26 protein-coding genes and 1 other annotated feature are annotated in these 25,231 nt (G+C 56.1%); of the genes, 19 read left to right on the forward strand and 7 right to left on the reverse strand.

The window, feature by feature from the left end:
* Positions 1 to 122 precede the first annotated feature (122 nt).
* From FJW00_RS20970 to ltnD, 4 genes are read right to left on the reverse strand one after another with little or no spacing between them, the layout of a single operon-like run.
* The gene (locus tag FJW00_RS20970) at positions 123 to 908 is read right to left on the reverse strand and encodes an HPr family phosphocarrier protein (protein ID WP_140925571.1); all 786 of its coding nucleotides are present in this window, start codon (positions 906 to 908) and stop codon (positions 123 to 125) included.
* Entirely contained in the window at positions 908 to 1,552 is a 645-nt protein-coding gene (gene otnC, locus FJW00_RS20975) for a 3-oxo-tetronate 4-phosphate decarboxylase (RefSeq protein WP_009089340.1), read from the reverse strand. The genes FJW00_RS20970 and otnC overlap by 1 nt, the downstream gene beginning before the upstream one ends.
* On the reverse strand, positions 1,545 to 2,807 hold the full coding sequence (otnK, locus tag FJW00_RS20980; protein ID WP_140925588.1) for a 3-oxo-tetronate kinase: 1,263 nt from the start codon (positions 2,805 to 2,807) through the stop codon (positions 1,545 to 1,547). The genes otnC and otnK overlap by 8 nt, the downstream gene beginning before the upstream one ends.
* Complete coding sequence (gene ltnD, locus FJW00_RS20985; RefSeq protein WP_140925572.1) at positions 2,807 to 3,712, reverse strand: L-threonate dehydrogenase; 906 nt, start codon at positions 3,710 to 3,712, stop codon at positions 2,807 to 2,809. The genes otnK and ltnD overlap by 1 nt, the downstream gene beginning before the upstream one ends.
* 253 nt (positions 3,713 to 3,965) lie before the next feature.
* Here ltnD and ygbI point away from each other — a divergent pair, with 253 nt between their 5' ends.
* The gene (gene ygbI / locus FJW00_RS20990) at positions 3,966 to 4,727 is read left to right on the forward strand and encodes a DNA-binding transcriptional repressor YgbI (RefSeq protein WP_140925573.1); all 762 of its coding nucleotides are present in this window, start codon (positions 3,966 to 3,968) and stop codon (positions 4,725 to 4,727) included.
* Positions 4,728 to 4,777: 50 nt separating this feature from the next.
* Here ygbI and FJW00_RS20995 read toward each other — a convergent pair whose 3' ends face one another.
* Positions 4,778 to 6,136 carry an APC family permease gene (locus FJW00_RS20995; protein WP_140925574.1) on the reverse strand — a complete coding sequence of 453 codons (1,359 nt, stop codon included), beginning with the start codon at positions 6,134 to 6,136 and terminating at the stop codon, positions 4,778 to 4,780.
* 403 nt (positions 6,137 to 6,539) lie between these two features.
* The gene (locus tag FJW00_RS21000; protein WP_181405401.1) at positions 6,540 to 7,958 is read right to left on the reverse strand and encodes a glutamine synthetase family protein; all 1,419 of its coding nucleotides are present in this window, start codon (positions 7,956 to 7,958) and stop codon (positions 6,540 to 6,542) included.
* 201 nt (positions 7,959 to 8,159) lie between these two features.
* On the opposite strand from FJW00_RS21000, the gene puuD reads away from it, so the two are divergent.
* The 5 genes from puuD (at position 8,160) to FJW00_RS21025 (ending at position 12,354) form a co-directional block, all read left to right on the forward strand.
* Positions 8,160 to 8,924 (forward strand): gamma-glutamyl-gamma-aminobutyrate hydrolase, encoded by a 765-nt coding sequence (gene puuD, locus FJW00_RS21005; protein WP_140925576.1) that lies wholly within the window; start codon positions 8,160 to 8,162, stop codon positions 8,922 to 8,924.
* On the forward strand, positions 8,917 to 9,474 hold the full coding sequence (puuR, locus tag FJW00_RS21010) for an HTH-type transcriptional regulator PuuR (RefSeq protein WP_009089325.1): 558 nt from the start codon (positions 8,917 to 8,919) through the stop codon (positions 9,472 to 9,474). The genes puuD and puuR overlap by 8 nt, the downstream gene beginning before the upstream one ends.
* 19 nt (positions 9,475 to 9,493) lie before the next feature.
* Positions 9,494 to 10,771 (forward strand): NAD(P)/FAD-dependent oxidoreductase, encoded by a 1,278-nt coding sequence (locus tag FJW00_RS21015; protein ID WP_140925577.1) that lies wholly within the window; start codon positions 9,494 to 9,496, stop codon positions 10,769 to 10,771.
* A 312-nt stretch (positions 10,772 to 11,083) separates the two neighbouring features.
* Complete coding sequence (locus tag FJW00_RS21020; RefSeq protein ID WP_140925578.1) at positions 11,084 to 11,443, forward strand: GtrA family protein; 360 nt, start codon at positions 11,084 to 11,086, stop codon at positions 11,441 to 11,443.
* Entirely contained in the window at positions 11,440 to 12,354 is a 915-nt protein-coding gene (locus tag FJW00_RS21025) for a glycosyltransferase family 2 protein (RefSeq protein WP_140925579.1), read from the forward strand. Before FJW00_RS21020 ends, FJW00_RS21025 begins: the two co-directional genes overlap by 4 nt.
* Before the next feature lie 612 nt (positions 12,355 to 12,966).
* Here FJW00_RS21025 and FJW00_RS21030 read toward each other — a convergent pair.
* Positions 12,967 to 13,794, reverse strand: coding sequence for an NAD-dependent epimerase/dehydratase family protein (locus FJW00_RS21030; RefSeq protein WP_140925580.1), 828 nt, complete (start codon positions 13,792 to 13,794; stop codon positions 12,967 to 12,969).
* Between the two features lie 179 nt (positions 13,795 to 13,973).
* Here FJW00_RS21030 and hisL point away from each other — a divergent pair, with 179 nt between their 5' ends.
* From hisL to FJW00_RS21095, 13 genes are all read left to right on the forward strand, one after another.
* Positions 13,974 to 14,021: a his operon leader peptide gene (hisL, locus tag FJW00_RS21035; protein WP_100396937.1), complete on the forward strand. Its 48-nt coding sequence runs from the start codon at positions 13,974 to 13,976 to the stop codon at positions 14,019 to 14,021.
* Positions 13,997 to 14,117: a sequence feature (His leader region), on the forward strand. (Overlaps the previous gene by 25 nt.)
* 48 nt (positions 14,118 to 14,165) lie before the next feature.
* A complete protein-coding gene (gene hisG / locus FJW00_RS21040) occupies positions 14,166 to 15,065 on the forward strand; it encodes an ATP phosphoribosyltransferase (protein ID WP_009089318.1) in 900 nt (299 codons plus the stop codon).
* 3 nt (positions 15,066 to 15,068) lie between these two features.
* On the forward strand, positions 15,069 to 16,373 hold the full coding sequence (gene hisD, locus FJW00_RS21045) for a histidinol dehydrogenase (protein ID WP_140925581.1): 1,305 nt from the start codon (positions 15,069 to 15,071) through the stop codon (positions 16,371 to 16,373).
* Positions 16,370 to 17,446 (forward strand): histidinol-phosphate transaminase, encoded by a 1,077-nt coding sequence (gene hisC, locus FJW00_RS21050; protein ID WP_140925582.1) that lies wholly within the window; start codon positions 16,370 to 16,372, stop codon positions 17,444 to 17,446. The genes hisD and hisC overlap by 4 nt, the downstream gene beginning before the upstream one ends.
* On the forward strand, positions 17,443 to 18,510 hold the full coding sequence (hisB, locus tag FJW00_RS21055; protein ID WP_009089312.1) for a bifunctional histidinol-phosphatase/imidazoleglycerol-phosphate dehydratase HisB: 1,068 nt from the start codon (positions 17,443 to 17,445) through the stop codon (positions 18,508 to 18,510). Before hisC ends, hisB begins: the two co-directional genes overlap by 4 nt.
* Positions 18,510 to 19,100 carry an imidazole glycerol phosphate synthase subunit HisH gene (gene hisH / locus FJW00_RS21060; RefSeq protein WP_111208232.1) on the forward strand — a complete coding sequence of 197 codons (591 nt, stop codon included), beginning with the start codon at positions 18,510 to 18,512 and terminating at the stop codon, positions 19,098 to 19,100. The genes hisB and hisH overlap by 1 nt, the downstream gene beginning before the upstream one ends.
* Positions 19,100 to 19,837 (forward strand): 1-(5-phosphoribosyl)-5-[(5-phosphoribosylamino)methylideneamino]imidazole-4-carboxamide isomerase, encoded by a 738-nt coding sequence (gene hisA, locus FJW00_RS21065; RefSeq protein WP_140925583.1) that lies wholly within the window; start codon positions 19,100 to 19,102, stop codon positions 19,835 to 19,837. The genes hisH and hisA overlap by 1 nt, the downstream gene beginning before the upstream one ends.
* Positions 19,819 to 20,595, forward strand: a complete 777-nt coding sequence (gene hisF, locus FJW00_RS21070) for an imidazole glycerol phosphate synthase subunit HisF (protein ID WP_009089307.1) — start codon at positions 19,819 to 19,821, stop codon at positions 20,593 to 20,595. The genes hisA and hisF overlap by 19 nt, the downstream gene beginning before the upstream one ends.
* Complete coding sequence (hisIE, locus tag FJW00_RS21075; protein WP_009089305.1) at positions 20,589 to 21,200, forward strand: bifunctional phosphoribosyl-AMP cyclohydrolase/phosphoribosyl-ATP diphosphatase HisIE; 612 nt, start codon at positions 20,589 to 20,591, stop codon at positions 21,198 to 21,200. Before hisF ends, hisIE begins: the two co-directional genes overlap by 7 nt.
* 114 nt (positions 21,201 to 21,314) lie before the next feature.
* Complete coding sequence (locus tag FJW00_RS21080; RefSeq protein ID WP_140925584.1) at positions 21,315 to 21,791, forward strand: YbaK/prolyl-tRNA synthetase associated domain-containing protein; 477 nt, start codon at positions 21,315 to 21,317, stop codon at positions 21,789 to 21,791.
* A 66-nt stretch (positions 21,792 to 21,857) separates the two neighbouring features.
* Complete coding sequence (locus FJW00_RS21085) at positions 21,858 to 22,649, forward strand: ABC transporter substrate-binding protein (protein ID WP_140925585.1); 792 nt, start codon at positions 21,858 to 21,860, stop codon at positions 22,647 to 22,649.
* A 105-nt stretch (positions 22,650 to 22,754) separates the two neighbouring features.
* A complete protein-coding gene (locus tag FJW00_RS21090) occupies positions 22,755 to 24,053 on the forward strand; it encodes a succinylglutamate desuccinylase/aspartoacylase family protein (RefSeq protein WP_140925586.1) in 1,299 nt (432 codons plus the stop codon).
* Positions 24,054 to 24,352: 299 nt separating this feature from the next.
* Positions 24,353 to 25,231 (forward strand): hypothetical protein (locus FJW00_RS21095; protein ID WP_219994856.1); only part of this gene is annotated, 879 nt, incomplete at its 3' end.

Consider the following 25,231-nt stretch of genomic DNA (forward strand, 5'->3'; position numbering starts at 1 on the left):
AAGCCTCAGAAATGGTTATATTTTTAGGTTATCGGGGTACAGGGAGAGCAGGTGCAGGGCCGGAAAAAGGGCAAGCCGCTCCCTGCCGGTGCCGGAACACCGGTTTTTTACAGCGCGTTAAATCAGGCTTTTATCTTCCAGGGCGCAAACCAGCCCAGCCCCTCGTTAGTGCGACCGCGCGGGATATACTCGCAGCCCACCCAGCCGCTATAGCCGACTTCATCCAGCAGCGAGAAGAGATACGGATAATAGATTTCACCCTCATCCGGCTCATGACGGTCCGATGCTGAGGCGATCTGCACGTGGGCATAGCGCCCGGCATAGTGACGAATCAGGTGCGTGAGATTGCCATCCACACGTTGTGCGTGGAAAAGGTCGAGCTGAGTAAAGACGTTAGGGCGATCGATCTGTTCTGCCATCTCCAGCGTCTGATACTGGCTGGCGTAGAGATACCCCGGTTTGGTGGTCGGATTCAGGGCTTCAATCAGCAGGTTGATGCCGTGTGGCGCGAAGCGCTCCGCGGCATAACGCATGTTGTGAATGAAGGTGTCGGCATAGCGCTGACGGTCGGCCCCCGGCGGCACGGTGGCCGCCATGACATGCACCTGCGGGCAGTTCAGCGCCAGCGCATAGCTCAGGGCGCGATCGATGTCTGCTCTGGCATCCGCTTCCCGGCCAGGAATAGCGGTGACGCCCCACTCTCCCGCTGCGACGTTGCCGGGAGCAGTATTGAAGAGCACGAGCTGTAGCTGATGCTCATCCAGCCACGTTTTGATCTGGCTGGCGGGATAGTCATAGGGAAACATAAACTCTACGGCGCGGAAGCCCGCATCAGCCGCCGCCGCGAAGCGCTCCGCGAACGGCAGTTCCGTAAACAGGGTGGTCAGGTTAGCAGCAAACTTTGGCATTATCGGCTCCTTAATTCCGCCACTTCGGCAGCATTGAGATAACGAATGGGCCGGTCACCCAGCGTAAAGATTAACCGGGCCGTTTCTTCCAGTTCTTCCGTGTTATCGGCGGCTTCCTGCAGTGATTTTCCCACCACCACCGGGCCATGATTCGCCAGCAAAAAGGCGCGATAGCGGGGGGCCAGCCGCGCCAGATCCTCCGCCAGTCGCCCATCGCCGGGCTTATAGTAGGGCACGACCGGCACATCCCCGACACGCATCACCACATAGGGGGTGAACGGCCGGATACAGTTGTCCGTGTCCAGCCCCTGCAGACAGGAGAGCGCCGTCAGGTAGTGGCTGTGCAGGTGCACCACCGCCCGGCAGTCGGGATTATTCAGGTAGAGCGCGCGGTGGAAAGCGATCTCTTTGGAGGGTTTGTCGCCAGAGAGCCACTCCCCCTCCGGCGTCACTTTTGCCAGCCGATCAGCCTGTAACTCGCCGAGGCACGAGCCGGTCGGCGTCGCCAGCAGATTTCCGTCTTCAAGCAGCAGGGAGAGGTTGCCCGCCGAACCGGTGGCATAGCCGCGCTGAAAAAATGAGGCCCCCAGCCGCACCATCTCATCACGCGCCTGCTGCTCAGTTAAAGAGAAAGATTCAGTCATAGGTAAACTCCGTTTGCGCGCGGCGGAAAAAGTCTTCGTCGCCAAAATTCCCCGACTTCAGTGCCAGAGAGAGCGGCTGGTGGATATCACGCACCCAGGGCACGCCCGGCGAAATTGTCGGGCCGATGTGAAAGGCGGTCACGCCCAGGCTCTGCGCCACCACACCGGAGGTTTCTCCCCCGGCCACAATAAAGCGCTGCCAGCCGCGCCGTTTCAGCTCCCGCGTCACGGCGGCAAACAGCTGCTCAACGGCCTCACTGCTGCGCTGCGCACCATAGCGCTGCTGGATCGCCTGCAGCTGCTGTGCGTCGGTGGTGGCATAAAGCAGCGGAGCCAGAGAGTGCTGGCTATTGGCTTCCGTCCAGTCACAGAGCTGGCGGGCATAGTCATCTGAATTCTGCATGCAGGGTTCGACCTGCACTTCGCAGGCCGGTGCCTGCTGGCGATAGAGGCTGACCTGCCGGCAGGTCATCTGCGAACAGGAGCCGGACAACACCACGGCGCGCCCACCCTGCGGACGCCCTGCCTGCTCTGCCTGAGCATCCGCCCCGGCTCTCGCCCACTGCCGCGCCAGACCGATAGCCAGCCCGGAACCGCCGGTCACCAGCCGCAGATCGCTGAGGGCCGCGCCCAGCGTCAGCAGATGCTGGTGATGCAGCGTGTCGATCACCACGTAGCTGACGCCCTGCTCTGCCAGCTGATGCATCGCCTGCCGGACGGAGTCGGCACCCTGGTCGACCTGTGCCGCCGCGATCAGTCCGGCTTTGCCCGTCGCCTGTGATGTCATCAGACGCAGCAGGTTGCTCTCGCGCATGGGCGTAACCGGGTGATGACGCATCCCCGACTCCGACAGCAGCTGGTCACCAACAAACAGATGGCCCTGATAGACCGTGCGGCCATTGACCGGCAGAGCTGGACAGATAACGGTCTGCGTCTCACCCAGCGCCTTTAGCAGGGCATCGGTCACCGGACCAATATTGCCCTGGGCGGTGCTGTCGAAGGTGGAGCAATATTTAAAGTAGAAGCGCTGGCAGCCCTGCTGCTGTAACCATGCCAGCGCAGCCAGCGACTGAGCAACCGCCTGCTCTGCCGGACAGGAGCGACTCTTCAGGCTGATCACCATCGCCTGGGCATCGGTGGCGATTTCACCGGCGGGAATGCCGTTGAACTGAATGGTGCTCAGCCCGTTCTGCACCAGAAAGCTGGCGATGTCGGTGGCACCGGTAAAATCATCTGCGATTACACCAAGACGCATCATCCCTCCTCCTTCGCCTGCGGCAGCGTTATGCCGCTGAAGATCTTGATCACGGCGCTGTCATCCTCACGACCATAACCGGCGTTGCTGGCTTCGGTGAACATAGTGAGCGCGGTGGAAGCCAGCGGCAGCGGAAAATGCAGTGCTTTGGCGGTGTCGGCCACCAGGTTAAGATCTTTCACAAAGATATCGACAGCCGATTTCGGGCTGTAGTCACCGTCTACCACATGCTTCATACGGTTCTCGAACATCCATGAATTTCCCGCAGCATGGGTGACCACTTCATACATGGTTTCCAGCGGAATACCGGCTCGCGCCGCCAGCGCCATCGCTTCTGCTCCCACCGCGATGTGAACGCCCGCCAGCAGCTGATGGATGATTTTGACGGTGGAGCCCGCCCCAATCTCACTGCCCACGCGATAGACTTTGGCCGCGACCGCATCCAGTACCGGTTGCAGCTGGCTAAACGCCGCCTCACTGCCGGACGCCATGACCGTCATCTCACCGCTGGCGGCTTTGGCAGCCCCGCCGGAGACCGGTGCATCGAGCATCAGCAGCTGATATTGCGCCAGCTGCTGCTCAATCTGCTGCGCGTCGCTGGCTGACAGCGTGGATGAGACCATCACCACGGTCCCCGGACGCAGCTTTGCCGCCAGGCCATTTTCACCAAACAGAACCGCGTTCACCTGCTGCGCATTGACCACCAGCAGCAAAACAGCATCGAGCTGGTCAGCAAAGGCAGATGCCGAGGGCTGCGCATCGCGCGCACCTGCCCGTCGCAACGTCTCTAGTGCGGCCGGATTTAAATCGACGCCCCAGGTGTTGAGACCGGCGCGCAGGCAGGATTGTGCAGCCCCCATGCCCATGGATCCTAACCCGATAACACAGATATTCTTTGCTGGCACGTTACGCCCCCTGTTAAATTAAGTGATTATTTGTTTGTTACTGTTAATCGTGCCAGCATCCGGCGACTGAAAATGTGTCACGTCTCACAAAAAACATCACAGCTTCGTCAGAGAACAATTTTTAACACGGTCGGGCTTACCTGTTCTGTCTGGGAATCTGAACATACTCTCAGCCCTGACCCTGTGATTATCTGTTCTGATAAACCGTGAAATACTCTACAATGTGAAAAAATGGTAAATAGCAGGAGCAGGTATGATTCCGGTTGAACGTCATCAACAGATCCTTGCGCTGGTGGCCGATCGTGGTGTGGTGAGCATCGCCGAGCTGACGGAGCGGCTGGGGGTCTCACACATGACGATACGTCGTGATGTGCAGAAACTGGAGGAACAGGGTGCGGTGCTGTCAGTCTCCGGCGGCGTACGCACTGCCGATCGGCTGGCGGCTGAGCCTTCACATCTCACCAAAAGTACCCTGTTTAACGATGAGAAATATGCGATTGGCCGCGCCGCCGCCCGGCACATTCCCCGTCATAGCTGCATCTATCTGGATGCCGGCACCACCATGCTGGCCCTGGCGAAAGAGGTAGTGGATCGTGATGATTTACTGGTGGTGACCAACGATTTCATGGTCGCGAATCTGTTGATGGAGGGCAGTCAGTGCAGAGTGATTCACACCGGCGGAACGGTCTGCCGGGAAAACCGCTCCTGCGTCGGCGAATCGGCAGCAAGAAGCCTGCGTCATCTGGCGATTGATATCGCGTTTATCTCCGCCTCCTGCTGGGGGCCGCGAGGCCTGTTTACGCCCGATGAAGATAAGGTCACCGTGAAGCAGGCGGTCAGCGAGGTGAGCAGTAAGCGCGTGCTGCTCAGTGACAGTTCGAAGTACAGCCGGATAGCGACGTTTCTGGCGTTGCCGCTGGAGAGGTTTGATCAGATCATTACCGACAAAAAGTTGAGTGAAGCGGCGCTGGAACAGTTAAATGCGGGGAGCTGGGAGCTGGTACTGGCAGGTTAGGTTATTGCCGCCTTCCCGGAAGAGCCGGAAAGGCGGCAACGTCGTCGCGATTAAATCTCTTCGCTGAACTGCGGCACCGGATTACGGAAGCTGCGGGTCACGAAGGCCAGGTAGATAATCCCGATGGCGGCCCAGATCAGGCCCAGCACCATAGAACTCTCTTCCAGGTTCACCCACAGCGCACCGACCGTCAACGCGCCGAGCAGCGGCAGCAGCAGATACTGAACGTGATCTTTCAGCGTGCGGTTACGCTTCTCACGGATCCAGAACTGCGCGATCACCGACAGGTTCACAAAGGTAAACGCCACCAGCGCACCGAAGTTGATCAGCGCCGTCGCCGTGACCAGGTCGAAGTTAATCGCCATCAACGCAATCGCGCCCACCAGCAGCACGTTGAGCGACGGGGTACGCCATTTTGGATGGATGTAACCGAAGAAACGCTCCGGGAACACGCCATCACGACCCATGACATACATCAGGCGCGAAACGCCCGCATGCGCCGCCATACCGGATGCCAGCACCGTGACCACCGAGAAGATCAGGATGCCGATCTGCAGCGCTTTACCGGCGACGAACAGCATGATTTCAGGCTGTGACGAGTCCGGGTCCTGGAAACGGCTGATGTCCGGGAAGTAGAGCTGCAGGAAATAGGATGCCGCGATAAAGATCACACCACCGATCAGCGCCGTCAGGAAAATTGCGCGCGGGATGGTGCGTTCTGCATCTTTGGTCTCTTCCGACAGCGAACTGATACCGTCAAAGCCGAGGAACGAGAAGCAGAGGATCGTCGCACCGGTAATCATCGGCACCACGTGCGCATTCTCAGACCAGAACGGTCTGCTGCTCACCAGAGTGCCCGAACCCACGCCGCTTGCCACACCGTAGATCACCATGCCGGTGATACCGAGCATGACAACAACCTGCAGCACCACAATGACGCTGTTGAAGTTGGCGACAGTTTTGATGCCCTTGAGGTTAGAGAGCGTCATGAAACCGACCAGCAGTACCACAAAAATCCACGACGGGATGCCGGGCACCAGCGACTCAAAGTAGTTTTTTGCCAGCAGGATGTTGATCATCGGCATGAACAGGTAGTCCAGCAGGGATGACCAGCCAACCATAAAGCCGACGTGCGGACTGATTGCCTTCTGAGCGTAGGTATAAGCGGAGCCCGCAGAGGGGAAGCGGCGTACCAGCTTACCGTAGCTCACGGCAGTGAACAGAATCGCAATCAGCGCGAAAGCATAAGCAGTGGCAACGTGACCATCGGTCAGACCAGAAACAATACCAAAGGTATCGAACAGGGTCATAGGCTGCATGTAGGCTAAGCCCATCATGACGACCGGAAGTAACGTTAGTGTTTTTTTGAGTTGCGCACGCTGCGGTGCGGCGGAGGTATTAAGCGACATGCTTCAGTCCCCCATGTGCGACAACCTGGCTGGGCTGGGTCACAGGGCAACTGCGCATTAAGCGACAGGGAGTAGGGTTAGCGGTTAACGCGGCGCCGTAATCATCACGAAAACGCGTGCCAGCATTGACTGGCAGTGTGGTAAACATCCCCATCTTTGTAATCCTCAATCTCACGCGTGTGCGTGTTTTCAGTGTTTATCTATCCGGGTGCGTGCCCGGCCTCGGTTAAGTCAGCAAAAATGCTCTGTTAAAACTGAATGCAAAAAAAATAACCGGCGCTTAAAGCGTCGGTTATCGTCTGATTTTGCAGGCCGCGTATTCTGCCCAACCGCGGGCAGAAATTCAAGCCGTCGGGGCATCATAAGCAAAAAAAGCAATTCAGATTAGCGATTAACGCCCCGGTCAGGCATTTTTCAGCATCCAGTCAATTTCCGTGGCGGTGATCAGCCGTTCAAACTGCATCAGCTCATGGTGTTTGCAGCTGTGCCAGACGCTGGCAAAGCGTTCGCCGAGTAACTTCTGCAGCGGATAGCTGTTGTCAAATTCATACAGGGCATCGCTCTGCCGGATCGGCAGGGCCAGCCCTTCCGCATGATGCCCGTTGCCGGTCACCGGCTGCGGCAGCGGCAGTTGCGTATCCAGTCCGTGCAGCATACCGGCAAGAATAGCAGAAACCACCAGATAGGGGTTGGCATCCGCCCCCGCCACCCGATACTCAATGCGATGGTTGTCGATATCTCCGCACGGCACACGCAGCGCAACGGTGCGATTGTTATGGCCCCATGAGGCCTGTAATGGCACATACGCATCCGGGACAAAGCGGCGATAGGCATTCACGTTAGGTGCCAGCAGTGCCATCGACGCCGGCATCAGGTCGATCATGCCAGCCAGCGCCCGCTTCATCAGCGGCGAATCACTGCCATCGTCACAGGCGAAGGCGTTATGATCGGCGGCATCCAGCATGCTGATGTGCACATGCATCCCGCTGCCCGCATACTCTTCATAGGGCTTAGCCATAAAGGTGGCGGTCATACCGTGGTTCTCCGCCACCTGCCGGATCAGCCGCTTAAGCTGCACCGCATGGTCGCAGGCGCGCAGCACGTCGCGGGTATGATGCAGGTTGATTTCAAACTGTCCGGGCGAGGCTTCCGCCAGTGCGCCATCGGCCGGTATCCCCTGCTGACGCGCCAGATCATCAATATCACGCAGCACATCCGCAAAGTGGTCGAGGTTATCGACCGAATAAACCTGGCTCTGCATGTTGCGTTCATCACTGCCCGGCGCACAGGGCGGCTGGATAAACCCTTCAGCATCGCGCTTTTTGTCAACCAGATAGAACTCCAGCTCTACCGCTACCACCGGAAAAAGGCCTCGGTTGCGCAGCTGTTGCCACAGCCGGTTGAGGACATTTCGGGGTTCAACGTCAAAGGGAGTGCCATCTTGGTTGCACATAGTTAACAGCAGCTGTGCAATGTGTTGAGGATCGGAGGCGGAGGGAACTAAGGTGCCGCTGACCGGCAGGCAGAGATTGTCGGGTTCGCCCAGTGACTGGCCAAGTCCCGCTTCTTCCACCGTATTGCCGAGGATATCCATGGCGAATACCGAGGCGGGGAAATAACACCCTTTTTCCAGCTTGGGCAGCGCGGAGACCGGAATGCGCTTGCCGCGAAACACACCATTTAAATCATTTAACAGGATGTCGACATATTGCGTTTCAGGATGGCGCTCCAGCCAGGTTTTCACCTCAAGCTGGAACGCGCTGGTTCGTTTCTCTTCACTGTGAAGCGTGAAGTCTTCCACTTCTACCAGGTTAGTCATGATCTCACCCGCCCCTATAAGGTTTGCGTAATGCTCAAAATAACGGCCACACCACTAACATAGCGCCAACATAAAAAGTGTGCAAATGTAACAAATCTGTTTGAAGAACAAACAGCAGATTGCTAGATTGAAAAAATATTGAACACTTAACCGCCAGACGTGCCCTTTCGGTAGATATTTCGAACAGCGAAGCGAGGACGTGAGATGGGCATTATTTTTGACAAGCCGTTGATTGGCGTAGTGATGTGCCAGAAGGATACCGGCGGTCATCCGACTCAGACGGTGCATAACAAATATTGCGATGCACTCGTTCAGGCAGGAGGCGTACCGCTCGCCCTGCCCCACAGTCTGATTAACGCCCCTCATCTATTAGAAAACGCTATGGCTGTGCTGGATGGTCTGCTGCTGACCGGCAGTCCCAGCAATATCGAACCCTGGCACTATGGCGAGGCCGGTGAGGAGCCGCACGCCGATCCGGGTCGTGACCGCCTCGCCTTTCAGCTGATCACCTGGGCCACCAGCCACAAAATGCCGATGTTTGGCATCTGCCGGGGACTGCAGGAGCTGGTGGTGGCGAATGGCGGCAGCCTGTGGCGGGATCTCAGCGCCCGGCCTGACGTTCAGCGTCATCATGAAGATGAGACGCGCCCCCTGGCTGAGCAGTATGCGCCGGTGCATCAGGTGACCGTCGAACCGTACGGCATGCTGGCGACGCTGTTTGCCGACAGTACCCTGGAGGTCAATTCTCTGCATCATCAGGGCATCCGCGAACCGGGACCGCAGCTGCGCATCGAAGCACGCGCAGCCGATGGTCTGGTCGAAGCCGTGAGCCTGCGTCATCACCCTTTCGCCCTGGCGGTGCAGTGGCATCCCGAATGGCAACCGGAAACGACGCCGGGCTCGCAGGCGCTGTTCAGCGGATTTATTCAGGCTGCTATTCGTTATCACAGGGGAAAAGACGATGAGTGATGCCACGCTGGCACCGGGACGGCGGCTGGCGGAGATCCGGCAGACGCTGGGGCTGTCGCAGCGCCGCGTGGCTGAGCTGGCCGGATTGACCCACAGCGCAATCAGCACCATCGAACAGGATAAGGTCAGCCCGGCGGTCAGCACCCTGCAGAAACTGCTGAAGGTCTATGGCCTCTCCCTGTCGGAGTTTTTCTCCGATCCCAGGCCGGATGCAGAGCCGAAAATTATTGTCCGGCCTGGCGAACTGCTGGAGATTGGCAGTCAGGGGGTCTCGCTGAAACTGATCGATAACGGTAAAGCCCAGCGTTCGCTGGGGATGCTGCTGGAAACTTACCAGCCCGGTGCCAGTACCGGTGAGAAGCTGCGTCATCCTGGTGAAGAGACCGGTACGCTGCTGGAGGGTGAAATTATCCTGATGATCAACGGGCAGCGCTTTCATCTCTCTGCCGGAGAGAGTTATGTGATTGATACCGGCTTACCGCACAGCTTCACCAACAGTGCCGATATCCCCTGTCGCATCGTCAGTGCCCACACGCCCGCTAACTTTTAGGCGCATTCAGGAGGTTGTTATGAATTATGTGGAGAGTTATTACGCGGCAACCGCCAATGCCCATGAACCCTGGCCGACGTTGCAGGAGAGCATCCAGTGTGACGTCTGCATTATTGGCGGCGGCTTTACCGGCCTCTCTGCGGCGCTGCATCTGACCGAAGTTGGCTATGACGTGGTCGTGCTGGAAGCCGCACGCATCGGCTTTGGTGCCAGCGGACGTAACGGTGGCCAGGTGGTCAACTCCTACAGCCGCGACGTGGATGTAATTGAGCAGCGCTACGGCAAAGAGAGCGCCCGTATGCTGGGCAGCATGATGTTTGAAGGCGCAGCGATCATCCGCGATCGCATTGATCGTTACGCGATTGACTGCGATTACCGGCCTGGCGGCATCTTTGCCGCCCTGAATGCTCGCCAGATGGCACATCTGCAGAAACAGAAAACCCTGTGGCAGCAGTATGGCAATCACGAACTGGAGCTGCTCGATGAACGGGGGATCCGCCGTGAAGTGGCGACCGAACGTTATGTCGGCGGGCTGCTGGACCGGCGTGGCGGCCATCTGCATCCCCTGAACCTGGCGCTGGGCGAAGCGGAAGCGATACGGCGACATGGCGGACGCATCTACGAACAGTCTGCGGCCCTGAAGGTGGTTTATGGCTCACCGAATCGGGTAAAAACCGCCCACGGTGAGGTCAGCGCCACCTTTGTCATCTTCGCCGGTAACGCCTATCTCTCGCCGCAGCTTGAGCCGCGACTGAGCAGGAAAAGCATGCCGTGTGGTTCACAGATTGTGGTAACCGAGCCGCTTTCACCCGATCAGGCCTTGTCGCTGCTGCCGAACAACTACTGCGTGGAAGATTGTAACTACCTGCTGGATTATTTCCGTCTGACGGCGGATAACCGGCTGCTCTATGGCGGCGGCGTGGTCTATGGGGCACGGGAACCGGCAGACATTGAAGCGTTGATCCGTCCCAAACTGCGCCGCACCTTCCCTCAATTGCAGAACGTCAGGCTGGACTTTAGCTGGAGCGGCAATTTCCTGCTGACGCTCTCGCGCATGCCGCAGTTTGGCCGGCTGGAGAACAATGTCTATTTCATGCAGGGTGACAGCGGTCATGGCGTGACCTGTACCCATCTGTCCGGCAAGCTGATCAGTGAAGTTTTACGCGGCGATGCTGAGCGTTTTGACGCCTTTGCCCGCCTGCCGCATCTGCCCTTCCCCGGCGGCAGACGCTTTAAGGTGCCGCTGACGGCGATGGGCGCGGTGTGGTATGCGCTGCGGGATCGGCTGGGGGTATAAGGTAATTTGTTGCCCCACCCTCACTAAGACCTAATCATGCGGCGTTGCTACTGATAATTTGATATTTTAACGCCTGGAAAAGCAGTGAATCTGTCACAGGCGTAGATTGAGCTGCTGAATCAAATACGCCTTGCGTGCAATTTCAATTATCGCAAGGTCTCACTGAAAAGTGCAGCCTACGCAACATCCAAATCCTGCTGTAAATGCACATAACCACTCTCTACATGAACTGGCATAACGGCCTTAACAATTTCTTGATCCTTGCGCTGCCAGGTGTCAGGATTTGCACCTCACTTTTTACAGAACTTTGCCATGCTGAAACTTTTTGCACGATACATGTCAGTTGGTGTGATTAACACGCTTATTCATTGGGTTACCTTCGCCATCTGTGTAGAGAAGGGGTTACAGCAGTCACTGTCCAACTTTATCGCATTCTGTGTTGCTGTGACCTTCTCTTTCTTTGCAAACGCAAAGTGGACGTTCAGTTCAGAAGCTACAACGATCCGCTACATCATGTATGTGTTTTTCATGGGCATGGTGGCCGTCATGATTGGTTCCTATGCTGACCGGATGAAGGTTAACCCTGTCGTAACCCTCATCGTCTTCTCAGCAGTAAGTCTGGTATGCGGCTTTGTCTATTCGAAGTACATCATTTTCCGAGATAAGAAATGAAAATATCGCTTGTTGTTCCCGTCCTGAATGAACAGGAGGCCCTTCCTGTTTTCTATCAAACGGTCAGAAATTACACGCCGCTTGCAGATGATGAAATTGAAATTGTTTTCATCAATGATGGCAGTACAGACAACACAGAATCTCTGATTCAGGCGATCATGAAAAATGACGCGTTAGTCAAATACGTGTGCTTTACGCGAAATTTTGGCAAAGAACCCGCCCTGTTTGCAGGCCTTGAGGCCTCGACCGGAGATGTGGTTATTCCTATCGATGTAGATCTGCAGGATCCCATCGAGGTTATCCCGCTTCTGATCTCGAAGTGGAAAGAAGGCGCAGATGTTGTGCTGGCTAAACGGGTTGATCGCTCATCCGATAGCCATCTGAAGCGTAAAAGCGCTGAATGGTTCTATAAATTACACAACATGATCAGCAAACCGCAGATTGAAGAGAATGTGGGTGATTTCAGGCTGATGTCCCGCCATGTGGTGGATAACATCAAGCTTCTGCCTGAGCGAAACCTGTTTATGAAAGGCATTCTTTCATGGGTGGGTGGAAGAACAGAGGTAGTCGAATACACGCGCGCTGAACGCGTCGCTGGATCGACAAAATTCAATGGATGGAAACTCTGGAACCTTGCGCTGGAAGGTATAACGTCATTCTCTACGTTTCCTTTACGCATGTGGACCTATATCGGTTTCTTTGTTGCCGGGCTCTCATTTTTTTATGGCGTGTGGATGATTGCAGATAAGCTGATCTGGGGAAATCCTGTAGCCGGTTATCCGTCAATTCTGGTTTCGATTCTTTTCCTTGGCGGCATTCAGCTAATTGGTATCGGTGTGCTGGGAGAATACATTGGTAGAATTTATATCGAGACTAAGCAACGACCCAGATATATTATTAAGAAAGAATAATTAAATTAACAGACGGGGGCCGGCTTCGTAATGGAAGGCAGCCAGTAAAACTTCAGCTCTGACTCGTAACACAAACGCCTGCGTGCCAAAAGTCATAATAGCTAATTGGATCACTCAAAAATTCAGATTTGTTACCTTATTCGTAAATCAGGTAACATACCGACATTAGCAAACAGGGTCTCTGTCAAATGGATAACGGCTTTGTTATAGGCGAGTCAAATTCATAATGAATTAAACAAAGAAAGCCCTCAGGTGGGCTTTCATTAACAGCTTTATAGCGATTATACTGGCAAGCAGCACACAGCATCATAAACTACAAAAGTCATTTATATTAAAATTTAGGCGTAATTATCGACTGATGCGCATAAACGGATGTGCCATACAATACTTTTTTGACTGCTTATGCTTCCCTTATGAAATTTACACCTTGATATTTTTGGTTGCAGGAAATAGACATAACATATTTCAAAACGACATTTATTACTGAGCTTTTTCTCCTTACTACGCCATAGTCAGTCGGGACGGAATTGCTTCACTCCGCCCGACATAAATATTCAAAAGACCTTTTTATAAAAACATAAAAACTACTTCTGCATCTTAATAAGGTACCATTCACTCCAGCGGCATCTTCACCGGATCGTCATAGCGATACTCAAACCCCAGCTCGCTGCAGATACGCGACCCGTCAATCAGCTTACCGGTTTCTTTTACTGCCTCTGGCGCGAACTGAGGCGGCTGCAGGCCAAGCTGGCGCGTCACCGCCGGATAGAAGGTGTCACGGGAGGGGTGCTTCAGCGCACAGAGGTTATAGGTCCGGCCCCCTTTGGGCGACTGCAGCAGCAGCGTAATCGCCTCAACCACATCATCGAGATGCACCAGATTGACGCCCTGCGAACCATTAGCCACATCCTGTTTTCCCGCCAGGAAGCGTCCCGGATGGCGTTTTGGCCCGACCAGCCCCGCCAGACGCACAACATCGACGCTGGTGCCAGGCAGATCGTGCAGCCAGTTTTCCAGTTTCACCAGCGTCTTTCCGGCGACGGTTTCGGCGTTCAGCGGGCTGTTTTCCCGCTTAGGCCCGGAGCTGCTGCCATACACAGAGGTGGAGCTGGTAAAGATAATGCGTGGCACCCTGTAAACCAGCGCGGTGTCGACCACATTCTGCACCGCCTGCAGATAGGCCTCGCCCCCTTCTGCTGTGCGGCTGGCGGGCAGCGTCACGATCAGCGCATCAACATTGAACAGCGGTTCGATATCGGCGGCATCACACACCAGCTCGGGCGTCAGCTCCAGCTGAAAGGCCTCAATGCCGCAGCGGCGGGCCGCCTCAACACCGTCCGGCGTAGTTTTACTGCCTGTTACCTGCCAGCCCCGCGCCGTTAACGCCGTGGCCAGCGGCATGCCCAACCAGCCCAGTCCCACAATCGCGACCTTCTTCATATTGACTCCTGACGTAAAACATCCACCCTGACTTCACCGTAGTTTGCCCCCGGATTGCAAACCAGGACAACCTGTTTCAGTGCTTTCCGAACCGGGCCTATAAAAAAGTGTTGCCAACGGCACGCATCTTCGCTAGGTTAAACCCCACAAATGAATACTCATTCATCGACGAGATTATTATGACACGCGTTCAGTTTAACCATCACCACCACCATCATCCTGACTAGTCTTTCAGGCGATTGGTGCTGGAAGACTTTCAAGATCTTCCAGTGGTGCGAACGCAAGAGAACCCCCGGAAGATCGTCTTCCGGGGGTTTTTTTATGGGCTGACGTAACCACACATTCAGGACAGGATTAAGAGGACAGGAACCATGTTAGATAACACCCGTTTACGCATAGCTATGCAGAAATCTGGCCGTTTAAGTGATGATTCACGCGAACTGCTGGCGCGCTGCGGCGTTAAAATCAACCTTCAGCAACAGCGCCTGATTGCGTTTGCGGAGAACATGCCCATCGACATCCTGCGCGTGCGCGATGACGATATTCCTGGCCTGGTCATGGATGGCGTGGTCGATTTAGGCATCATCGGTGAGAACGTGCTGGAAGAGGAGTTACTCTCACGCCGGGCGCAGGGTGAAGACCCGCGTTATTTCACCCTGCGCCGCCTCGACTTCGGCGGCTGCCGCCTGTCGCTGGCGATGGGAACCGATGACGAGTATACCGGTCCGCAGTGCCTCGACAACGCCCGTATCGCCACCTCCTATCCGCACCTGTTAAAACAGTATCTCGACAAAAAAGGCGTCAGCTTCAAAACCTGTATGCTGAACGGTTCCGTTGAAGTTGCGACCCGCGCCGGTCTGGCTGACGCCATCTGCGATCTGGTCTCCACCGGGGCCACGCTGGAGGCCAATGGCCTGCGTGAAGTGGAAGTGATCTATCGTTCAAAAGCCGTCCTGATTCAGCGCGACGGCGAGATGCCTGCCGCCAAGCAGGAGCTGATCGACAAGATGATGACCCGTATTCAGGGCGTGATCAAAGCGCGCGAATCGAAGTACATCATGCTGCACGCGCCGAGTGAGCGCCTGGAAGAGGTGATCAGCCTGCTGCCTGGCGCAGAGCGCCCGACCGTGCTGCCGCTGGCGGGTGATGTCAGCCGCGTGGCGATGCACATGGTCAGCAGCGAAACCCTGTTCTGGGAAACGATGGAAAAACTGAAGTCACTGGGTGCCAGTTCGATTCTGGTGCTGCCAATTGAGAAGATGATGGAGTAAGCCATGGCCTTTTCTACCCCGATTGAATGGCAGCAGTGCACCCCGGAACAGCAGCAGGCGCTGCTGTTACGTCCTGCGATTGCCGCCTCTGACAACGTCACACAGACGGTGCGCGACGTCCTGGAGCAGGTAAAGTCCGGTGGTGATGAGGCGCTGCGCCAGTTCAGCGCCCGGTTCGACAAGGCGCAGGTTGACCAGCTGCGCGTGACCCCGCAGCAAATCGCAGAAGCCAGCGCCCGTCTGAGTGACGCGCTGAAGCAGGCGATGGCTGTGGCGGTGAAGAATATCGAAACCTTCCACAATGCCCAGATCCTGCCGCCCGTGGATGTGGAAACACAGCCAGGCGTGCGCTGCCAGCAGATTACCCGTCCGGTGAAATCGGTCGGTCTCTATATCCCCGGCGGTTCCGCCCCGCTCTTCTCAACCGTGCTGATGCTGGCAACACCGGCACGCATCGCCGGATGCGGGCGCGTGGTGCTCTGTTCACCTCCGCCGATTGCCGATGAGATCCTTTATGCCGCGCAGCTGTGTGGTGTTGAAGAGGTCTTTCAGGTGGGCGGCGCGCAGGCTATCGCCGCCATGGCTTTCGGCACGGAAACAGTGCCGCGCGTGGACAAGATTTTTGGTCCGGGCAACGCATGGGTCACTGAGGCAAAACGTCAGGTGAGTCAGCGCCTGGATGGCGCGGCGATCGACATGCCGGCGGGTCCCTCTGAAGTGCTGGTGATCGCCGATGAGGGGGCGACGCCCGCGTTTGTCGCCTCTGATCTGCTTTCGCAGGCGGAGCACGGCCCCGATTCACAGGTGATTCTGCTGACGCCTTCCCTGAAGCTGACTGAGGCAGTTGCGGAGGCGGTTGAACAGCAGCTGGCACAGCTTCCGCGTGCGGCCACCGCCCGTCAGGCGCTGGAGAGCAGTCGACTGATCGTGGCGCGTGACCTTGAAGAGTGCGTGGCGATTTCTAACCTCTACGGCCCGGAGCACCTGATTCTGCAGACGCGTCAGCCGCGCGAACTGGTGGACACCATCACCAGCGCCGGTTCCGTCTTCCTGGGCGACTGGTCACCGGAGTCTGCGGGGGATTACGCGTCAGGCACTAATCACGTCCTGCCAACTTACGGTTACACCGCGACCTGTTCCAGCCTGGGACTGGCCGATTTTCAGAAACGCATGACGGTGCAGGAGCTGACGCCGCAGGGTTTCCTGAACCTGGCCGCGACGATTGAAACCCTGGCCGCCGCTGAGCAGCTGGATGCCCACAGGAATGCCGTCACCCTGCGCGTTGCCGCACTGAAGGAGCAAGCATGAGTCAGGATATTGAGCAGCTGGCGCGCGCCAATGTGCGCGCGCTGACCCCCTATATGTCGGCGCGTCGTCTGGGTGGTAACGGCGATGTCTGGCTTAACGCCAACGAGTTTCCGCTGCCGGTGCCGTTTGAGCTGTCGCAGCAGACGCTGAACCGCTATCCCGAGTGTCAGCCGAAAATCGTGATTGAGCGCTACGCCGCCTACGCAGGCTTAACCCCCGAGCAGGTGCTGGTGAGCCGCGGCGCGGATGAAGCCATTGAACTGATCATGCGCGCCTTCTGTGAGCCGGGTCATGATGCGATTCTGTTCTGTCCACCGACCTATGGCATGTACAGCGTCAGCGCCGAAACCATCGGCATCGAATACCGCACCGTTCCCGCGCTGGACGGCTGGCAGCTGAACCTGCCCGCGATTGCAGAGCAGCTGGAAGGCGTGAAAGTCGTTTATCTCTGCAGCCCCAACAACCCGACCGGTAACCTGATCAATCAGGAGGATATCCGTCAGCTGCTGGCGATGACCGCCGGAAAAGCGCTGGTCGTGGCCGATGAGGCTTATATTGAGTTCTGCCCGCAGGCGACCCTGACCGGATGGCTCAAGGATTATCCGCATCTGGTGATCCTGCGTACGCTCTCGAAAGCCTTTGCACTGGCAGGCCTGCGTTGTGGCTTTGCGCTGGCAAATAAGCCGGTTATCGACCTGCTGATGAAGGTCATTGCCCCCTACCCGCTGGCGACGCCCGTGGCCGACGTTGCGGGTCAGGCGCTCAGCGAACAGGGTATCGCCCTGATGCGTGAGCATGTGGCGCAGCTGAATGCCAGTCGCGGCTGGCTGCTGGATGCACTGGCTCAGCTGAGCTGCGTGGAACAGGTTTTCCCCAGTGAAACCAACTATGTGCTGGCGCGCTTTACCGATTCGCCTAAAGTCTTCAAAACCTTATGGGATCAGGGCATTATCCTGCGTGATCAAAACAAAAATCCAGGCCTGTCGGGATGCCTGCGCATCTCCATCGGCACGCGTGAAGAGTGCGAACGAGTGATCGCCGCGCTGCAAGCCTTTTCTGTGGAGCAAGCATGAGCCAGAAGACCCTTTTTATTGACCGCGATGGCACCCTCATCTCTGAGCCGCCTGAAGATTATCAGGTTGACCGACTGGATAAGCTGGCGTTCGAGCCAGACGTTATTCCGGCGCTGCTGGCGCTGCAGGCCGCCGGTTATCGGCTGGTGATGATCACCAATCAGGATGGTCTGGGCACCGCCAGTTTCCCGCAGGCGGACTTCGATGGTCCGCACAATCTGATGATGCAGGTGCTGACCTCACAGGGTATCGCGTTTGATGATGTGCTGATCTGCCCGCATATGCCTGACGACCACTGCGACTGCCGCAAGCCGAAAACCAGAATGGTGGAAGCCTGGCTGGCGGAGGGCGCGCTCGATACCGCCAACAGCTACGTCATCGGCGATCGCCTGACTGACGTTCAGCTGGCGGAGAATATGGGCATTCAGGCTATCCGCTACGGCGCAGATGGCCAGAGCTGGCAGACCATCCAGCAGCGCCTGACCCAGCGCGACCGCCATGCGCTGGTGCAGCGCAACACCAAAGAGACGCAGGTTCGGGTTGAACTGTGGCTGGACCGCGAAGGCGGCAGTAAGATCAATACCGGTGTGGGCTTCTTCGACCACATGCTGGATCAGATTGCGGTGCACGGCGGTTTCCGCATGCACATTGAAGTGAAAGGCGATCTCTATATTGACGATCATCACACGGTGGAAGATACCGGTCTGGCCCTGGGGGAAGCGCTGCTGAAAGCACTGGGCGACAAACGCGGTATTGGCCGTTTTGGCTTCGTGCTGCCGATGGACGAATGCCTGGCGCGCTGTGCGCTCGATATCTCCGGCCGTCCGCACATCGAGTTCAAAGCCGAGTTCAACTACCAGCGTGTGGGTGACCTCAGCACCGAGATGGTCGAGCACTTCTTCAGCTCGCTCTCTTACGCCATGATGAGCACCCTGCATCTCAAAACCAAAGGCAAGAACGACCATCACCGTGTCGAGAGCCTGTTCAAAGCCTTTGGTCGTACGCTGCGCCAGGCGATTCGCGTAGAGGGTAATACCCTGCCGAGCTCGAAAGGAGTGCTGTGATGAACGTGGTGATCATGGATACCGGCTGCGCCAACCTCTCATCAGTGAAATGGGCGATTGAACGTCTGGGCTACCGCCCGGAAGTCAGCCGCGATCCTGATGTGGTCCTGCGCGCTGACAAACTGTTTCTGCCGGGCGTTGGCACCGCGAAGGCGGCGATGACGCAGCTGGAAGAGCGTGACCTGATCGATCTGGTGAAAGCCTGTACCCAGCCGGTGCTGGGGATCTGTCTGGGGATGCAGTTGCTGGGACGCGGCAGCGATGAAAACGGCGGTGTGCCGACGCTGGGCATTATTGATGAACCGGTTTCGTTGATGGACACGCAGGGTCTGCCGCTGCCGCACATGGGCTGGAACCAGATTACCGCGCAGGCGGGCAATCACCTGTTCCGCGGCATCGACGATGGCAGCTATTTCTACTTTGTTCACAGCTACGCCATGCCGGTCAACGCCAGCACCATCGCACAGTGTCACTACGGCGAAGCCTTCACCGCAGCGGTGCAGAAGGATAACTTCTTCGGCGTCCAGTTCCACCCGGAGCGTTCGGGCAAAGCGGGCGCACAGTTGCTGAAAAATTTCCTGGAGATGTAATGATTATCCCCGCGTTAGATTTAATCGACGGTAAAGTCGTTCGTCTGCATCAGGGCGATTATGGGCAGCAGCGCGATTACGGCAGTGACCCGCTGCCGCGTCTGCAGGATTACGTTCGTCAGGGCGCAACCGTTCTGCATCTGGTGGATTTGACCGGCGCGAAAGATCCGGCGAAGCGTCAGATCTCCCTGCTGAAAACCCTGCTGGAAGGGGTGGATGTGACGGTGCAGGTCGGTGGAGGCATCCGCAGCCGTGACGATGTGCACGCCCTGCTGGAAGCCGGTGCCAGTCGTGTGGTGGTGGGTTCCACCGCCATCAAACAGCCGGAAGAGGTCAAACGGTGGTTTGCCGAGTTTGGCGCTGAGGCGATCGTGCTGGCGCTGGATGTGCGTATCGACGCCAGTAACCGTAAAGAAGTGGCCATCAGCGGCTGGCAGGAAGCGGCAGGCGTGACGCTGGAAGAGGTGATTACCGATTTCCAGCAGGTGGGCCTGAAGCACGTGCTCTGCACGGATATCTCCCGTGACGGCACCCTCAGTGGCTCCAACGTCGCCCTCTATCAGGAAGTGACCTCACGCTTCCCGTCCGTCGCCTTCCAGTCCTCTGGCGGCATTGGCGAACTTAATGATATCGCCGCCCTGCGCGGCAGCGGTGTTCAGGGCGTCATTGTCGGTCGTGCGCTGCTGGAAGATAAATTCACTGTTTCGGAGGCGATCTCATGCTGGCAAAACGGATAATTCCCTGCCTTGATGTGCGTGACGGCCAGGTGGTCAAAGGCGTACAGTTTCGTAATCACGAGATCATCGGTGACATCGTGCCGCTGGCCCAGCGCTACGCCGCCGAAGGGGCTGACGAACTGGTGTTCTACGACATCACCGCCTCCTCCGATGGCCGGGTCGTGGACAAGAGCTGGGTGTCGCGGGTAGCGGAAGTCATCGATATTCCGTTCTGCGTAGCGGGCGGTATCAAAACCCCCGAAGACGCGGCGCGTATCCTGGAATTTGGTGCGGATAAGATTTCGATCAACTCACCGGCGCTGGCTGACCCGACGCTGATCACCCGCCTCGCGGACCGTTTCGGTGTGCAGTGTATTGTGGTCGGGATCGACACCTGGTTCGATGAGAGCAGCGGCAAATATCAGGTTAATCAATACACCGGTGACGAAGCGCGCACCCGCGTGACCCAGTGGGAAACGCTGGAGTGGGTGCAGGAAGTGCAGAAGCTGGGCGCGGGTGAAATCGTGCTGAACATGATGAATCAGGATGGCGTGCGTAATGGCTATGATTTGGTGCAGCTGAAGAAAATGCGGGATGTCTGCAAGGTGCCGCTGATCGCCTCTGGCGGCGCAGGTACGATGCAGCACTTCCTGGAAGCCTTTACCGAAGCCAATGTTGATGGGGCGCTGGCCGCCTCGGTATTCCATAAGCAGATTATTAATATCGGTGAGCTGAAGAGCTTCCTGATCGACAACGGAGTGGAGATTCGCGCGTGCTAACCGAACAACAACAGGCTCAGCTCGACTGGGACAAAACAGAAGGCATGATGCCGGTCATCGTGCAGCACAATGTCTCAGGCGAAGTCCTGATGCATGGCTACATGAATCCGGCGGCACTGGAAAAAACGCTGGCTGAAGGCAACGTCACCTTTTTCTCCCGTACCAAAAACCGTTTGTGGACCAAAGGTGAAACCTCCGGCAACTTTCTGCAGGTAGTGAGCATTACGCCAGACTGCGACAACGACACGCTGCTGATCCTGGCCAATCCGATTGGCCCGACCTGCCATCTGGGCACCAGCAGCTGCTTCTCCCCCGCGGCACCGGAGTGGACCTTCCTTTATCAGCTGGAGCAACTGCTCGCTTCGCGTAAGACAGCCGATCCGGAGAGCTCCTACACCGCCCGCCTCTACGCCAGCGGCACCAAGCGTATCGCGCAGAAAGTGGGTGAAGAAGGGGTGGAAACCGCGCTGGCGGCAACCGTCAATGACCGGCATGAGCTCACCAATGAAGCCTCAGACCTGGTTTATCATCTGATGGTGCTGTTGCAGGATCAGGATCTCGACTTCAGCACGGTGATCAATAACCTGCGCGACCGCCATCAGTAAATGTGCAACATACTGCTCAGAATACCGTTTTTATGCGGATTCTGAGCAGGATTCTTCTCACATCCTGCACCGCTCCCCCTTCGTGAACACCGCCCATCTACCCGGGAGAAGACCATGACCACCCATGAAAAGTTAATCGCCCTTCTCGACCAGCATCAGGCGCGCTATCGCCTGATGGAGCATGAGGCGACCGGTAAATGTGAAGCCGTCGCGGCAATACGCGGCACCGAAATCGGTCAGGGCGCGAAAGCGCTGGTCTGCCATGTCAAAGGCAACGGCGTTAAACAGCATGTGCTGGCGGTGTTACCGGCCGATCGGCAGGCCGATCTGAATAAGGTTGCCGACGCGGTGGGCGGACGACGCGCGTCACTGGCCAGTCCTGCAGAAACCGACCAACTGACCGGCTGTGTGTTTGGTGCTATCCCGCCATTCAGCTTTCATCCCGACCTGCTGCTGATTGCGGATCCCAGCCTGTTTGAACGTTACCCGGAGATCGCCTTCAACGCCGGCCTGCTGGCGCGATCGGTGATCCTCAATACCGACGATTACCGGGCGCTGTGCGGCGCTCGCGTGGTGAACATTATCCGCTAATTGCTATCCCGTCTGCCCGGCGTTACTCTTCATGAACCTTCATCACGACAAAATAAGAGCAAAATCATGAACATTTTCACGCAACGCCTGCGTCAGACGCTGGCTGTCACCCTTCTGGCAGGCTGTGCATTTGGCGCGCAGGCAAAAATTGAACAGGTACGTTTCGCGGTCGACCCGACCTATCCGCCATTTGAATCGAAAACGCCCCAGGGCAAGCTGGTCGGCTTTGACATTGACCTGGGCAACGCACTCTGTAAACAGATGCAGGCGAAATGCGTCTGGGTCGAAAGCCAGTTTGACGGCATGATCCCCGCGCTGAAAGCACGTAAGTTTGATGCCATCCTGTCAGATATGGGCATTACGGAAGAGCGCCTGAAGCAGATTGACTTCACCGTCCCGCTCTACGACACCCATACTCAACTGATTGCCCGTAAAGGCGCCGGCATCCTGCCCACCATCGAGTCTCTGAAAGGGAAAACGGTTGGCGTGCAACAGGGAACAGTTCAGGAGCGCTATGCCCTGGCGAAATGGCAGCCTCATGGTGTGACCGTCGTCCCTTATGGCGATCAGGCACAGGTAGAAAGCGATCTGGTTTCAGGCCGGCTGGACGCGGTCTTTACCGATGCGGCACAGGCGGCTATCGGGTTCCTGAAACAGCCACAGGGCAAAGAGTTTGAGCTGGCCGGCTCGATTATTCAGGATCCAATCATCGGCCCCGGCACGGCGATTGGCCTGCGCAAAGGCGATACTGAGCTGAAAACCGCGCTGGATAACGCCTTTGCCGACATCAAAAAGAACGGCACCTTTGATGAGATTCAGAAGCGCTACTTCGCCACGGATATCTCTATTCAGCAGTAGTGTCGCGGGTTCCATTTTCGTCCTCACCGCGATCCGGCACTATACTCTAACCTTCTCGGGACGGCGCGCTGTCGTCCTTTGCCGATTAAAGGACATTAACACGGTATGCATCAACAACATCATCCACTGTTAAGCGCCTCTTTAGGCACCCAGCGTGAAATCATCAGCTTTCACTTTGCTCAGGATCATGAGCGTCAGGTCTATATTCAGGCGGCATTGCACGGCGATGAACTGCCGGGGATGGCGGTGGCGTGGTTCCTGAAGCAGCGACTGCAGGCGCTGGAATCCGCCGGTCAACTCAAAGCCGCCTTTACGCTGGTGCCGGTTGCCAATCCTCTGGCACTGGGCCAGCACTGGCACGGTACTCACCTCGGACGTTTTCATACCCTCTCCGGTCAGGATTTTAATCGCCGTTTCCCCTCACTGGGCACCACCCTGGCGGCCGGGCTGGCTGAGAGCCTGACCCAGAGTGAATCGCAGAACAGAAGCCTGATCCGCGAGGCGATCGATCGCCATTACCGCGATACTGTCCCTAAGACCGAACTGGATGCACAGCGCTTCACGCTGATGCGAATGGCCAGCCAGGCCGATCTGATGATTGACCTGCACTGCGACTGGGAAGCCGTGCCACATCTCTACACCACCCCGCATGCGTGGCCGGATATTGAGCCGCTGGCGCGCTGGCTGGGCAGTGAAGTGCAGTTGCTCGCGCAAATCTCCGGCGGCGAACCCTTTGATGAAGCCTGCTGCGAACCCTGGCTGACGCTGGCGGAGCGGTTTGGCAAAGCGTATCCGATGCCACGTGGGCTGCTGCCGGTGACGCTGGAGCTGCGCGGCGTGCGTGATGTCTCGCCTGAGCAGGCGGAAAAGGATGCAGACGCGATTATTTCAGCGTTGCAGGAGGGCGGCTATATCGGCTACAGCGAACCTTCGATTTCTGTGGAAGTGGCCGCGCCCGTTATTGGCGGTGATGAGCTGGTCCCGGCGAGCGCAGGCGGGGATGATGTGGTGGCCATCAATGACGGCCCCATCGGTTTAACCGTACCCGATGCAGCTGAAGCGCCGGGAGAAGCAGGCGTGATCAAAGAACGCCATAGTGAGGGTTCCGCGGCCTCCTCCCCTGCCCTGAAGAACCCGCCGACACCTCTGGCTGGCTGTGAATATATTCACTCGCCGGTGTCAGGATTGATTTTCCATCGTAAACCGCTGGGCGCAGAGATTCGTCCGGGAGAGGTAGTGGCTGAGATTGTCGATCCACTGACGGATCACATCACCCCGCTGGTGGCGGAGCATGGCGGTATTCTGTATGCACGGCACTGGGTGAGGTTTGCCACGGCAGGTATGCTGGTGGTGAGGCTGGCGGGAGAGAAACCATTACGTACAGGTGAGCTTTTAGTAAATTAATTGAACCTGGAAAGGGTTTTATAAATCTTCTGTACGGTAGAAAACCCATTCCCTGATTGCCAATAATGATATGTCTGAGGCAATATTTTTTGATGCAAACGGGGCCATTTTGTATACTAGCTAAGCTACTCAAAGATGGTAGTCAATTAGTCTGGAATGGCCTGGAGATAGAAATCAGCATAACGCTCCGTTGCTATTTTAAGTTTATTACGAACCATTCTTAGTGAGAAAAATTTGTTTTCTCAAAAGAAATTAATATTCCAGAAGCAGAAATTAAAATTCTATTGTAAGGATTTGCAGTGACCAAAAAAAACCTTCTTTCTTTAAGCATTCTATTAGCCTTCACTATATTAGGATGCATGATTTCATATCATAAAGCGCCATTTGCTTTTGGTAGCGGAGACCATTATCTATTCCATGCATTTGGAAAATGGATTGCAAATGGTGAAGTTTTTACAAAAGACTTCATACATTTTCGCACACCAGGCCCTTATTACTATTACGGAATAATGCAGTATTTTTTTGGAGAAACATATTTAACCACAAGTACGTCATTATTGATGGAATCGCATGTTTTCCAGATGATAGCTAGCTTTGCATTAGCTCTGGCTGTGACGAAAAATATTTTTGGCAAATCTTCATTAACTATCGCAACAGCCACTGCTTTATTTTTCTTAGCCGCCCCGCCGATATATCAGTTAAGAACAGCACTTCCGGCAGCAGCATTAGCTTTATATCTTTTATCTTATTCGAATAACATCAATAATGGCAATAAAAAAAGCGAAAACGCCCAGGTCATTCTTAGTGGCATATTATTAGGGGTTTCTTTCTGGTTTGGTCAGGAGCTGTTCATATTTCTATCAATAAGTATATTTGCAGGCGAGTTTTCAGCAGGCAATAAAAAGCCATTGAAAGACAAAGCATTAAAAATACTGAAGCTTGCCTTGACGGCATTATTGGTTATAATGTCGGGAATTGCATGCCTTTATTTTAAGGGCGTGAGCATCCATGAATTTCTATATAACACCTTGTATTATGCTTTTTTTATTCAACCAAGCGGAATGGATGTTCCTTTTCCTTCATTCAGTCAGTCCTCACTGATTTATTATGTATGGATAGGATTTTTCGTAGCTTCGATAATAATTCTGAGTCTTTCAAGGAAACTATTTACACCAACT

It is taken from the genome of Pantoea anthophila (assembly GCF_006494375.1).
Taxonomy (GTDB): Bacteria; Pseudomonadota; Gammaproteobacteria; order Enterobacterales; family Enterobacteriaceae; genus Pantoea; species Pantoea anthophila.